At 68.4% G+C, this 11,963-nt stretch carries 13 protein-coding genes; 6 read left to right on the top strand and 7 right to left on the bottom strand.

Annotated elements, in window-relative coordinates:
- A partial coding sequence (ccsA, locus tag ELR45_RS37330) for a cytochrome c biogenesis protein CcsA (RefSeq protein WP_205856299.1) occupies positions 1 to 191 on the top strand: 191 nt, incomplete at its 5' end.
- 142 nt (positions 192 to 333) lie between these two features.
- On the opposite strand, the gene ELR45_RS09610 is transcribed toward ccsA, so the two are convergent.
- The 4 genes from ELR45_RS09610 to ELR45_RS09595 form a co-directional block, all read right to left on the bottom strand.
- On the bottom strand, positions 334 to 822 hold the full coding sequence (locus ELR45_RS09610) for a PLD nuclease N-terminal domain-containing protein (RefSeq protein ID WP_129665457.1): 489 nt from the start codon (positions 820 to 822) through the stop codon (positions 334 to 336).
- 101 nt (positions 823 to 923) lie between these two features.
- Positions 924 to 1,946 (bottom strand): TIGR03560 family F420-dependent LLM class oxidoreductase, encoded by a 1,023-nt coding sequence (locus ELR45_RS09605; protein ID WP_129665838.1) that lies wholly within the window; start codon positions 1,944 to 1,946, stop codon positions 924 to 926.
- A 55-nt stretch (positions 1,947 to 2,001) separates the two neighbouring features.
- The gene (locus tag ELR45_RS09600) at positions 2,002 to 3,348 is read right to left on the bottom strand and encodes an FtsX-like permease family protein (protein WP_129665455.1); all 1,347 of its coding nucleotides are present in this window, start codon (positions 3,346 to 3,348) and stop codon (positions 2,002 to 2,004) included.
- Positions 3,345 to 4,142 (bottom strand): ABC transporter ATP-binding protein, encoded by a 798-nt coding sequence (locus ELR45_RS09595; protein ID WP_129665453.1) that lies wholly within the window; start codon positions 4,140 to 4,142, stop codon positions 3,345 to 3,347. Before ELR45_RS09595 ends, ELR45_RS09600 begins: the two co-directional genes overlap by 4 nt.
- Before the next feature lie 157 nt (positions 4,143 to 4,299).
- Here ELR45_RS09595 and ELR45_RS09590 point away from each other — a divergent pair, with 157 nt between their 5' ends.
- Positions 4,300 to 4,629 carry a DUF4229 domain-containing protein gene (locus ELR45_RS09590; protein ID WP_129665451.1) on the top strand — a complete coding sequence of 110 codons (330 nt, stop codon included), beginning with the start codon at positions 4,300 to 4,302 and terminating at the stop codon, positions 4,627 to 4,629.
- A gap of 32 nt (positions 4,630 to 4,661) precedes the next feature.
- Here ELR45_RS09590 and ELR45_RS09585 read toward each other — a convergent pair whose 3' ends face one another.
- The 3 genes from ELR45_RS09585 to ELR45_RS09575 form a co-directional block, all read right to left on the bottom strand.
- Positions 4,662 to 5,537 carry a 1,4-dihydroxy-2-naphthoate polyprenyltransferase gene (locus ELR45_RS09585; RefSeq protein ID WP_129665836.1) on the bottom strand — a complete coding sequence of 292 codons (876 nt, stop codon included), beginning with the start codon at positions 5,535 to 5,537 and terminating at the stop codon, positions 4,662 to 4,664.
- Between the two features lie 188 nt (positions 5,538 to 5,725).
- On the bottom strand, positions 5,726 to 6,952 hold the full coding sequence (gene menE / locus ELR45_RS09580; protein ID WP_129665449.1) for an o-succinylbenzoate--CoA ligase: 1,227 nt from the start codon (positions 6,950 to 6,952) through the stop codon (positions 5,726 to 5,728).
- A gap of 100 nt (positions 6,953 to 7,052) precedes the next feature.
- Entirely contained in the window at positions 7,053 to 8,045 is a 993-nt protein-coding gene (locus ELR45_RS09575) for a 1,4-dihydroxy-2-naphthoyl-CoA synthase (protein WP_205856297.1), read from the bottom strand.
- 187 nt (positions 8,046 to 8,232) lie between these two features.
- Between ELR45_RS09575 and ELR45_RS09570 the strand changes: the two genes are divergently transcribed.
- The 4 genes from ELR45_RS09570 to menD form a co-directional block, all read left to right on the top strand.
- Positions 8,233 to 9,159: an o-succinylbenzoate synthase gene (locus ELR45_RS09570; RefSeq protein WP_205856296.1), complete on the top strand. Its 927-nt coding sequence runs from the start codon at positions 8,233 to 8,235 to the stop codon at positions 9,157 to 9,159.
- Between the two features lie 60 nt (positions 9,160 to 9,219).
- Positions 9,220 to 10,353 (top strand): hypothetical protein, encoded by a 1,134-nt coding sequence (locus tag ELR45_RS09565; protein WP_129665443.1) that lies wholly within the window; start codon positions 9,220 to 9,222, stop codon positions 10,351 to 10,353.
- Between the two features lie 24 nt (positions 10,354 to 10,377).
- Positions 10,378 to 10,635, top strand: a complete 258-nt coding sequence (locus ELR45_RS09560) for a hypothetical protein (RefSeq protein WP_129665441.1) — start codon at positions 10,378 to 10,380, stop codon at positions 10,633 to 10,635.
- A 510-nt stretch (positions 10,636 to 11,145) separates the two neighbouring features.
- A partial coding sequence (menD, locus tag ELR45_RS37325) for a 2-succinyl-5-enolpyruvyl-6-hydroxy-3-cyclohexene-1-carboxylic-acid synthase (RefSeq protein ID WP_420813855.1) occupies positions 11,146 to 11,963 on the top strand: 818 nt, incomplete at its 3' end.

Here is an 11,963-nt window from a genome sequence, read left to right as displayed (position 1 = left end):
GGGACCCGAAGGAGGTGTGGGCGTTGATCACCTGGCTGGTGTATGCCGCGTACCTGCACGCCAGGGCGACGGCCGGCTGGAAGGGCAGGAAGGCCTCCACGGTGGCGCTGATCGGTTACGCGACCGCGATGTTCAGCTACTTCGGCGTCAACATGCTCTTTGACGGGTTGCATTCCTACGGCGGTCTGTAGGACACGCTCGCCGTCGACAACGGCGGCTTGGGCCTCGTCCCTTGAGGCTGCCCGACGGCAAGCAACGTGTCTGCCTTGAGGGACCTCACAGGCCAAGGACGGACAAGACGGCCGTAGCGCCCCGGACCCGGTGACGGGAACTCTAACGCCCGTCGTCATCCCCCGTGCTGTCGCCTCGTTGCTTACGGAGTTCCTCTTCGGCCCTGTCCCGCTCGGCCTGGTCGTCCGGCTCCTCGTCCTGAGGGCTCTCGCCCGGCTGACCGTGCTGATCAGGCTCGGTGTCCTCCTGATCGCGCATCTCTTCCTCGCGGCGACGTAGGCTCTCTTCCCACTCGCTGAGCAGTTTCTCATGCTCATCGTCGAGGTTGCGCAGCTCACGAAGGAACTCGGGATTGTCGTCCGGGGGCAGCGGTTGCGGCGGCGACGGGCGCTGAACCGGGCCGGGCCGGGGCTCGCGGACCTTGGCTACGAGCAGCCAGAGAATGGGGCCGACCACAGGGATCAAGACGATGATCGCCAGCCAGGCGACCTTGTTCAGCGACCGGATCTTGCTCGAGTCGGTCTGCAGGCAGTCAATAAGCGCGTAGACCGCCAATACGAGCGCCACCAGCACCGGCAATACGCGGGTCACGCTGGACCTCCTCGTGGGACAACAACCTTTCTCCCCACCAGCCTAGGCCAGACGACCGCCTGTGCCCACAACGGGCACTCCGGCGGACGTCCGCGCGCCTGTCAGATCAGCGCCGGCATGACTTCCCGCTCGAACAGCTCGATGCTGCTGAGGTCGTACGCGGCGTCGTGGAAGTAGCCGATGAAGTAGGTCATACCGGCGTCGTCGTACTGCTGCAGCGCCGAGGCGACCTGGTCTGGGGTGCCCACGGTGGGACTATTCCGGTAGGCGTTGAGATAGCGCTCAGCGGCGTCCGGCGGTACGTGCCGGCTGGAGAAGTCGGCGAGCTGGGCGAGCTTGTCGTCGACCTCGGCCTGCGTCTCGCCGATGATGACGTTGTGGTTCGTCGAGCGAGTGATGGAGTCGAAGTCTGTGCCGAGGTCACGGCAGTGCTGTGCCAGGATCTCCGACTTATGCCGGAAGACGTCGAGCGTGTTGCCGAAGTTGGTGTATCGGGTGTAGCTCTGGGCGTCGACCGCGTCACCGCCGCGGGCGTGCTTGGCCGCGATGCGCAGTGTGACCTTCTCACCGCCGCCGGCGATCCAGAGCGGGATACCACCGTCCTGCAGCGGCAGCGGCCGGCAGATTGCGCTGTCGACGGTGTAGTGCTTGCCGTCCAGGCTGGCCTTCCCGTGTGTCCACAGCTGGCGCATGACCTGCACGCCTTCGTCGAGCATGCCGAGCCGCTCGCCGGCACTGGGGAAGCCATAGCCGTAGGCGCGCCACTCGTGCTCGTACCAACCGGCGCCGATGCCCATCTCGGTGCGCCCACCGGAGATGGCGTCCACCGTCGCGGCGACCTTGGCGAGGTACGCCGGGTTCCGGTAAGCCATGCAGGTGCACATCTGCCCGAGCCGGACCCGATCCGTGGCGGCCGCGAGGGCCGCCATGAGTGTCCATGCCTCATGCGTGGCCTCATCGGTGGGGGCCGGGACGGTGTGAAAATGGTCATACACCCACACCGTCTCCCATGAGCCGGAGTCGGCGTGCTTCGCCACCCGAAGCATGGCGTCCCATTGGTCCGCAGGGTCGATACCGACCAGGTCGAGCCGCCAGCCTTGAGGTACGAAGAGTCCGAAACGCATAGTCATGGCACCAACCTAACGGCTTCCCGCGAGATGACGACGACACGCAGCGGCGTCACGCCAGGACGGAACGGACGACCAGCCTCGATGCCGCTGAGCCAGCCAGCGTCAACGCGATGGCTGCGGCCACGCAGACGAGAAACCGCACGACGACGTCGAGGTCGGCCAATGCACTGGGGCCAAGCACCGGCATCATGAAGGCAAGCGCGGCCAGCGCAGCGATGCCGACGCCGGCGAACAGTGGGATGCTCGTCTCCCGTCCGCGGGCCTTGTTGAGCACGGCAACGTCCATGCCGGCCAGCTCCAACGCCCGGTACTGGTGGCGCTGGTCGATCACCCTGCCGGCCTGCGTCACGCCGGTGGACACAGCGGCGAGGAGGCCGGCGATTCCGAGTGTGAGCAGACCTCCGGTAGCGAGGTCGGAGCCGAAGACCCGGTCGGCGGCAGTTGTCCCGGACGCGTCGATGGCGGCGGTGATGCTGGTCAGACCCGCGATGAAGGTGGCCAGCGCCACACCGCCGACGGAGCGCCAGGCCGTCTTCGGAGAGTCGACGATCCGTCGTCCGGCGAGCAGAGTCGCGACGTGACGGGCCCGGGCGGCGGTACGGTTGCCGATCCGGCCGATGATGTACGGGCCGACCGTGTTCAGGGTGGCGAAGCCGGCGATGAGAAGCGCGCCGAGGACGGCCACGATGACGCCGGAGTCGCCGCCGACGTTGCTGGCGACGATGAACGCCACCAGGACGGCGAGGGCAGCCACGACCCGTCTCGTCCGTAGCGAGGCGGGCGTGACCCGCGCGGTCACCCCGAGAGGCGTGATGGCGACTCGTCGCAGGCTCATCAGTGACGAAGCGACGGCGACGAGCACGACGAGTCCGATCGTGGCCAGCATGGACGGTGCGCCCACCCAGAGCTCGCCGTAGCCGAACGTACGGTCCTGAAAACGGAGTCTTGCGACAAGCGGGATGAGCGCGACGTAGCAGGTCGCTCCGGCAACGGCCCCGAACAGAGCCTGAGCCGCGGCGTCGAGCGTGGCAAGGTGCGCGACCTGTGTTGTCGTCGCGCCGGTGAGCCGCAAGGTGGCCAGCCTCGCGTCGCGCCGGGCGACGGCCAAGCGGGCCGCTGCGCCGCCGAGTGTGACGAGGGGGACCAGCAGCAGGCCGGCTGCGATCACGGCGAGCATCGGGTATTGGTCCGCGTTCGCCATGGGAGACGAATCGCTCACCCGCGTGGCGGCGTCCGCGCGCTCGATGAAAGCGAACACACCGCCGATCACTACCAGCAATACGGCGGTCACCACCGCGAACGCCGTGATCGAGAGAGCGCTTGTCAGCCGTTGCGGATCGGTGCTGTGCCGGGTCCGGCTGCGCAGCAGCCACCAGAGCGAGAGGGTGGATCTCATCGGGCCGGTTCGCCTTCCGACGTCGCACTGGCAAACTGCTCACCCGTGACGCGGCCGTCGTGCATGGTGATGATCCGCGAGCAGTGCCGAGCGACGTTCGTGTCGTGGGTGACGACGACGAGGGCAGCCTGGCACGCCTGAGCCGTGCCGACGAGGGTGTGGATGACGTCGTCGCCGGTGGCCTGGTCGAGCGCTCCCGTCGGCTCGTCGGCGAACACCACGCCCGGCGATCCGACGAGTGCCCGCGCGATGGCCACTCGTTGGGCTTGGCCCCCGGACAGCTCGCCTGGGCGTCGCTGTTCCATGCCGGCGAGGCCGAGGTCAGCAAGCCACTGTGCGGCGTGTGCAGTCGCGGTGTGGCGCGGCATCCCTGCGAGCATGAGCGGCAGAGCGGCGTTCTCGACGGCTGGAAGCTCCGGCAGGAGCTGCCCTGACTGGAAGACGAACCCGAAGTCGCTGCGGCGCAGTGCGGTACGGCGACGGTCGCTGAGGGCGGCGAGGTCGACGTCGCGCCAGCGCACGCTCCCGCTGGTCGGCGTGATGATGCCCGCCAGGCAGTGCAGCAGGGTGGTCTTGCCGGATCCGGACGGACCCATGATCGCCAGCGACTCGCCCGCGCCGACGGCGAAGCTCACGCCGGCGAGAGCATGTGCCGCGCCGGGTCCGTCGCCGTAGACCTTGACCAGATCGGTGGCGACGAGACTGCCGGTGGCTGCGGACGGCGTGCCCGGTATGGCTGGTCGAGCAGGCGTCGCGGACGGGCGGGCGAATATGCTCAGTGCGTTGTTCGGCATGGCTCCGACGCTATGGAAGCGCCCTTGGCCTGCGCGTCGCGCCGTGGTCCGACGTCGCTGCCGTGCCCGTCATCCCGTGGGTTGACGCGTGGTCCTTCGCTGGTGTGGGAAGGCATCGGATAGGGACCCGAGGTACGCCTAGTACCCTGAAGATGTCATGGCTGTTCTGCGATACACGCTTCTGCGTCTGCTGGTCTTCGCGGTGATCGCCGCCTTGCTCTGGCTTGTCGGCTTCCGCGGGTACCCGCTGCTGCTGTCGGCGGTGTTCGTCTCCGGCGTCATCAGTGTCATCGTGCTGCGACGGAGTCGTGAAGACGTCTCCGCGTCCTTGGACAACCGGGTGTCAACGATCAGGGAGCGGCTGCAGTCGCGTACCGAGGCGGAGGATGCCTGGAACGACGCCGAGCGAGAGCAGCGAGAGCGGGGCGAGGCCGAGCATGAATCGGCGGACGAGAATCGCCCGAGTGCGGCCGGTGGCGAGCGCTGAGCGCCGATTTCTCGGCCGCCGCGTGCCCTATGTCAGCTGACTGCCAAGCCGAGGGTCAGCAGGACGGCGAAGAGCAGGCCGGTCAGGCTGGTGCCCTGTAGCGCAGGGATCAGGGTCACACCGCTGGCGTTCCTCAGCACAGGCTGCGTCGTACGCACGGCGAGCGGTGTCGCCAGCAGCGCCAGTGCGGTCCACGGCCCTGCCATGGCGATCAGCGGGATCACCAGCACCAGCGGCAGGGACATCAACCCTGCGTAGAAAATGCGGCTGCTCCGGTCTCCCATGATCACGGCCAGCGTCCGTTTGCCGGCCCCGGCGTCCTTCGGTGCGTCGCGGATGTTGTTGACCACCAGCAGGGCACAGATCGGGCTGCCCACGGCGACCGCGGTGACGGCGGCGGTCGCCGTGATCTCCTCCGTCTGCACGTACATGGTGCCCAGCACGGCCACTAAGCCGAAGAAGATGAAGACCGAGACCTCCCCCATCCCTCGATACCCGTAGGGCCGGGAGCCGCCTGTGTAGTACCAGGCCGCCGCGATCGCGGCGGCGCCTACCGCCAGCAGCCACCATTGCTGGATGAGCACCACCAGAACCAGCCCGGTCACCGCCGCTACGGCGAAGCACAGCCACGCCGCCGCCTTCACCGCGGATGCCGGAACTGTCCCCGATCCCACCAGGCGGAACGGGCCGACCCGGTCGTCGTCGGTGCCTCGCACCCCGTCGGAGTAGTCGTTAGCGAAGTTCACCCCGATCTGCAGAGCGACGGAGACGACGAGGGCGAGTGCCGCGCGCCCCAGGACTGCTCCATCGGCCGCGGCCGCTGCTCCAGTCCCGGCCAGAACCGGTGTCACAGCCACCGGCAAGGTTCGGGGACGGGCTCCCTGCGTCCATTGAGTGATCGTCGCCATGAGTGAGCGGGCGTTCCCTTCGTCCGTGTGCGGCGCCTGTGACCGGCGCGCTTCGGCGGTCATGCGTGGATGGCCATGAGCAGCTCTCACGAAGCACGCATGACCATGCACCGGGCCGGTGGCAGATACGAGAGTACGCCCCGGCACTCGCACATAGGCATCGCCCTGGCCTGAGAGACCGCGACCCCTTATGCCGGCGCGCCGCTCCGTGCGCTCAGGGTGGCGGCTAGCGCGCGGCGGTCCGGCTTGCCGCTGGGAAGCGTGGGGAGTGCCTCGAGAAGCACTAGTTCCTTGGGGGCGTAAGCGGGAGGTGCTCGGCGGGTGACGTGTTCACGTACTGACTCCAGCCGCGGGGGTTGTGCGGGGTCCGCGGCGACGACGCCCGCCACCACGCGCTGTCCCCAGTCCGGGTCGGGAAGGGCGACGGCCAAGGCCTCCCGGACGGCGGGATGCGCTCCGACGAGGCGGTCGACCGCTGCCAGCGGTACGTTCACACCGCCGGAGACGGCCACGTCGTCGATCCTGCCGACGACCTCGAGCCGCCCATCCGGCCGGAAGTGTCCGACGTCTGCCGTGGTGAACCAGCCGCCCCCGAAGACCTCGGCGCTCAGCTCGGGCTGCAGCCGATAGCCGCTGGCCAGCATCGGGCCACGGAGCCGGATCCGGCCGTCGTCGGTGATATCAACGTCGACGTCGTCGAGCGGCTCCCCGTCGTAGATGCATCCGCCTGCGGTCTCGGTGGCGCCGTAGGTGGTGACCAGGTTGATGCCCGCGCGCTCCGCGCGCTCGAGCAACTCCTCACTGATCGCGGAGCCTCCGACGAGCACGGCGTCGTATCCGTTCAGTGCAGCTGCCGCGGCCTCGTCGGCGTCCAACAGGGCAGCGAGCTGACGGGCGACCAGTGCGGTATACCGGCGCCCCGGACCCTTGCTGAACAGCCGGACACTGGCGGCGGCGAACAGCTCGGGGTCGAATCCTTCGGACAGGTCCAGCGCGACCGGCTCGGTCTCCGCTACGAGCGAGCGGGCCAGCACCATCAGGCCCGCTACGTGCGTGGCCGGCAACGCGAGGAGCCAGCGGCCCGGGCCGCCCAGCCGGCGCAGCGTCGCGGCGGCCGAGGACTGAATGGCCTTGGCGCTGAGCATCACGCCCTTGGGCTCTCCGGTCGAACCGGACGTGGGAACGACCAGCGCGACGTCGGTGTCCTCCAGCGGCTCCGAAGGACGCAGCGCGTCCAGCAGCTCGTCACGCACAGGTGCTGGATGGTTCGGCACCGGGAGCAGGGCGGGACCGCCACCGAGCGCATCCATCATCGCCGGGTAGAGCCGCGGCACGACAGCAGAGGTCAACGGCACCTCGACCGCTCGAAGCGTGCGGGTCGCCGACGTCGTTGTCGTCGAAATCGATCTCTGCATCGCACACACCAGCTTAAAGGGGTTTCCGGGATCGGTCACGTGTCTGCGAGGACTCAGAAAAACGTGAGGACGCCGTCATGCGTCGGTTGGCTCTGCGGCGTTAGTAGTACCAGGGGAAACGGGACCAGTCCGGTGGCCGCTTCTCCAGGAACGCGTCACGCCCTTCGACCGCCTCGTCGGTCATGTAAGCCAGGCGCGTCGCCTCGCCCGCGAACACCTGCTGCCCCACCATGCCGTCGTCGACGGCGTTGAACGCGAACTTCAACATCCGCTGGGCCGTGGGGCTCTTGCCGTTGATCTTGGCCGCCCACTCCAGCGCCCTGTCCTCCAGGTCGACGTGCGGCACGACGTCGTTCACCATACCCATCCGATGCGCATCGTCGGCGGAGTACTCGGAGCCGAGGAAGAAGATCTCCCGTGCGAACTTCTGCCCCACCTGGCGTGCAAGATACGCCGATCCGTAACCGCCGTCGAATGACCCCACGTCCGCGTCGGTCTGCTTGAACCGGGCGTGCTCCGCGCTGGCCAACGAGAGGTCACAGACGACGTGGAGGCTGTGCCCGCCACCGGCGGCCCACCCAGGCACAACCGCGATGACCACCTTCGGCATGGTCCGGATCAGCCGCTGGACTTCCAGGATGTGCAGCCGTCCGGCCCGCGCAGGGTCGATGCGCTCGCCCCCGTGCTCGCCATCGGCCGGGTCGAGCCCGCCGGCCGTGGCGGCGTCAACGGCCGGTTCGGCCGCATCAGCCCGGCCGGTGGTCTCCGGCGTCGTGTACCGGTAACCATCCCGGCCCCGTATGCGCTGGTCCCCGCCTGAACAGAACGCCCACCCGCCGTCCTTGGGCGACGGGCCGTTGCCGGTCAGCAGCACGCACCCCACATCCGGTGTCATCCGGGCATGGTCGAGCGCCCGGTAGAGCTCGTCGACGGTGTGCGGCCTGAAGGCATTGCGCACCTCGGGCCGGTCGAACGCGATCCGGACCGTCCCCTGGTCACGTCCGTCGGCAACGTGACGGTGGTAGGTGATGTCGGTGAAGTCGAAACCGTGGACGGGGCGCCAGCGGCTGGCATCGAAGGGGGCGTCGCTCACGACTCCAACAGTACGGCGCGACCGGCACGACCCGGCGGCCACGGGGTTCCGCCACCGGAAGGCTCCTGCTTCGGTAAAGTCGTCGCAGTGTGCCGCGACGGCGCCGGTACCGTCCGATCACGGTGGATGATCGTGTCGTTCAGGGGTACACAGTCCGAAGGTGATCGACAGCTGACGTTTGGTGACGATGCACGTTTACGCGATCCCGCTGCGGTCCCGATTCCGCGACATCGACGTCCGCGAGGGCGTCCTGATCGAGGGGAACGCCGGCTGGGCGGAGTTCTCGCCGTTCCGCGAGTACGGCGATGCCGAGGCGGCGACGTGGTGGCGCGCCGCGCGGGAGGCCGCGGACGACGGCTGGCCGGAACCCGTGCGCGACTGGGTCCCGGTCAACGCCACGGTTCCGGCGGTGTCACCGAGCCAGGTGGTGGAGGTGCTGTCCCGGTTCCCTGGATGTACGACGGCGAAGGTGAAGGTCGCGGCGGCGGGTCAGAGCCCGGGTGAGGATCTCGCCCGCCTGGAGGCGGTGCGTGACGCACTGGGCCCGATGGGCAGGGTCCGAATCGACGCCAACGCCGCCTGGGACGTGGACACGGCGATCCGGCTCCTGCCGCGCTACGCCGATGCGGCACAGGGCCTCGAGTACGTCGAGCAGCCCTGCCCGTCGGTGGAGGACCTTGCCGAGGTACGCCGCCGGGTGTCGGTACCGATCGCGGCCGACGAGTCGATCCGGCGAGCTGAGGATCCGCTTCGCGTGGCAAGACTCGACGCCGCCGACGTCGCCGTGCTGAAGGTGCAGCCGATGGGCGGGGTGCGCGCGTGCCTGCGCATCGCGGAGCAGATCGGCCTGCCGGTCGTGGTCTCCAGCGCCCTGGAGACGTCGATCGGCATCGCGGCCGGCGTGGCGCTGGCGGCGGCGCTGCCTGAGCTTCCGTATGCGTGCGGGCTGGCGACGGCGAGTCTGCTCGAGCGCGACGTGACGGAGCCCCTCACCGCCGTCGATGGTTTCCTGCCGGTGCGACGCCCGGAGCCGACGCCGGAGGGCCTCGCCGCGACGGCGGCGGATAAATCTGTCCAAGAATGGTGGAACCTGCGCATCGCGCGGATCGTCTGAAAGATTGACGCCCCCGAGCGTTGTGGACTACTCGGCGAGTGATCATGGAGGATATAACGTATGTGGTCTCGTCTGCTGGCTGGTACCGGTGCCGCCGTCTTGGCGTCCGGGTCCGCGTTCTTCTTGCTCGGCGGGGCCAGCGGCAGTTCGGACGACAGCGGTCCGGCACGTGCCAAAGTAGTGTCTGCAGGCGTGTCGAAGCCGCTGACGGCGCCTCCATCGCCGGCGGAATCTGAGACGGTCGAGGCGTTGCACGCTGAGGCCGAGGAACCGTCCGACGAGCTCGAGCTGGTGCTCAGCGCGCCCGAAGAGGCCGACGACTGGGACGAGGTGCCGTTCGAGGCATCCTGGTCGGCCGCCGAGGGCGGCGAGGTCAGCGGCCCGGTCGACCTGCAACGCGTCGAGGGGGAGTCATGGGAGTCGGTGACCGAACTCGACCTTGTGGATGGCGTGGGCAGCGCTGACGTCAGGGTGAACGAGACCGGGATCTATCGCCTCGCGTACGGGGGAAGCGACGCGGTGGACGCGGCTGCATCGAACGACGTCACGGTGGTCTCCGGTGACCCTCTGGAGTCGCGGATCACGGCGACCGCATCACCGGTCGACGACGACACAGCCGAGGTCATCGCCACGTGGACCACGCAGGACGGCGTGGCCATCATGGGAGATCTCGATCTGCAGCAGCAGATCGATGACGAGTGGGAGACTGTGCAGACGGTCACCACCGGATCCGACAGCAAGGCCGAGGTCGAGGTCGAAGCCGAGGTGGGTACCAGCTTCCGTTTCGTGTACTCCGGCGGCAGCCGGTTCGATGAGGTTGAGAGCGACGCCGCAGTCGTGATCGGCGACGATGTCGAGTCGATCCCCGTGAGCGCTTGCTCGACCAACACTGAGATCGACAACCTGCCCTATGGTGCGGCATGCCATTACACGCCGGTGGGTGCCGGCACGTTCGTGGTCGCGCACGACTACCTCGGCAACGCGTGGTGGAACGCCATGCCGATGGGAACCATGGTGGAGCTCGAAGGCGAGCAGGCCGGCGTCTACGAGGTGGTCGACCGAGAGATCGCTCCGGGCCGTGGGTCCGCGCTCGGGTCGGCCTCGAACTGGACATGCGGCGACGAGTGCGACGTCATCCTGCAGACTTGCCAGGGTGCCAATACCGGATTCACCTGGCTCCGCAGAGTCGACTAGGCAGGACTGCCGAGCATCGCTGGGGTGGACACCACAGTGATCCTCGGCACTCATTTCACGGCGGTGCAGCGTTGTCCGACCGTCGACCGCAGCGCCATTGTCTCGGTGGCGGTCGCGGAACTTGCCATCCTCGACGTGGCCGGTGCGACCATCGAGCTCGATACGGACCCGATACTCGTCGTAGTCGACGTCGATCCAGATCGTCCGGTTCCGTCCGGCTCGCCGTTGACGAGCGCCGCGCGGGAGCCCGTGTGCACGCTCGACTCGGCGAAGATGATGTAGTTCGAGCGGTGACTGCGCCCCCGAGGACACGTCGGTGAGCATGCCCTGCACCACTGGCCGCCACCGGATCCGCTGACGTTGGCCGAGGGCGGCCGCGATGCGCTCGGGAGTGGTGCGTCGCCGCTGGCATGCCCCGGTTATCCACGCTTCGACATCGGAGGCCGCGGACGCGTCATCGATCAGATCCAACCACCGCAGCTGTTCGGCTGTCATCCCGCACGCGAATGCCTGCGAGCGCTGGACGACGCCGTGCTGGAGCATCAGCAATCCTTCGAGCTTGGAACGATATGGCAGGTCGGCAGGGAGATACGGGACAATGCATCGCGTGCTTGATGGGTGATCCACGGTGTCGATCCTGCGGCGATTGGCACCCGATATGCAGCCTCGCGTCGAGGATTGTGGACAAGTGCTGTGCAGCCCGCGGAGCGATCCACAGGGAATGAGTGCCGAGCATCGCTGGGGTGGACACCACAGTGATCCTCGGCGGTCCCGCCTCGGCCGCGGGGGAGAATGGGCGGCGTGAGCCCTTCGACAGCAGTTGCCGATGTTCTGGTCGCCGAGTTGGTGCGCCAACGGGTTCGACATGTGGTGCTGGCGCCCGGATCGCGCAGCGCACCGCTGGCGTTCGCGGTGATGGCCGCCGCGCAACGCGGAGAGCTTGGACTTCATGTCCGCATCGACGAGCGTGTCGCGGCGTTCACGGCGCTTGGCTTGGCGAAGGCTACCGGGCCCGTCGCGATCGTGACCACCTCCGGTACGGCCGTGGCGAACCTGCACCCGGCCGTGCTTGAAGCCTCCCATTCCGGCGTCCCACTCGTGGTGTTGACCGCCGACCGTCCACACGAGATGCGTGGTACCGGCGCCAACCAGACCACTGACCAGGTGCGGATCTTCGGCAACGCGGTCCGCTTCTTCGTCGATGTTCCGGCGCCGCACGGCAGGGCCGGGGAGGACGCCGACGCCAGGAACCTGCTTGGCCGAGCGCTGGCGGCGGCGACCGGAGTCCGGTCGGGCGACCCCGGACCAGTCCATCTGAACCTGTCCTTCCGGGAGCCGCTGGTACCGGATGCGGCAGACACTGGAGTCAGGAGTGCGGGGGCGGCGGCCGAGGCGGACCAGCCCGGTTCGCCGCAGCCTCGTGGTGCGTCGCAGGTACGCGAGGTTCGCGCGGCCGTCACGCCGGAGGATGCCGGTCGCCGCGTGTGGGCGCCGGCGGATGCCCATGTCCTTGCACCCGGCGTGGAAACGGTGGTCATCGCGGGTGACGGTGCCGGTCAGGCAGCACGCCAATGCGCTGAGGCAGGTGGGTTCCCGTTGCTGGCGGAGCC

The organism is Phytoactinopolyspora endophytica (assembly GCF_004138495.1).
Taxonomy (GTDB): Bacteria; Actinomycetota; Actinomycetes; order Jiangellales; family Jiangellaceae; genus Phytoactinopolyspora; species Phytoactinopolyspora endophytica.
The sequence above is the reverse complement of the archived record's forward strand: the minus strand, read 5'-3'. Positions and strand labels throughout refer to the sequence as shown.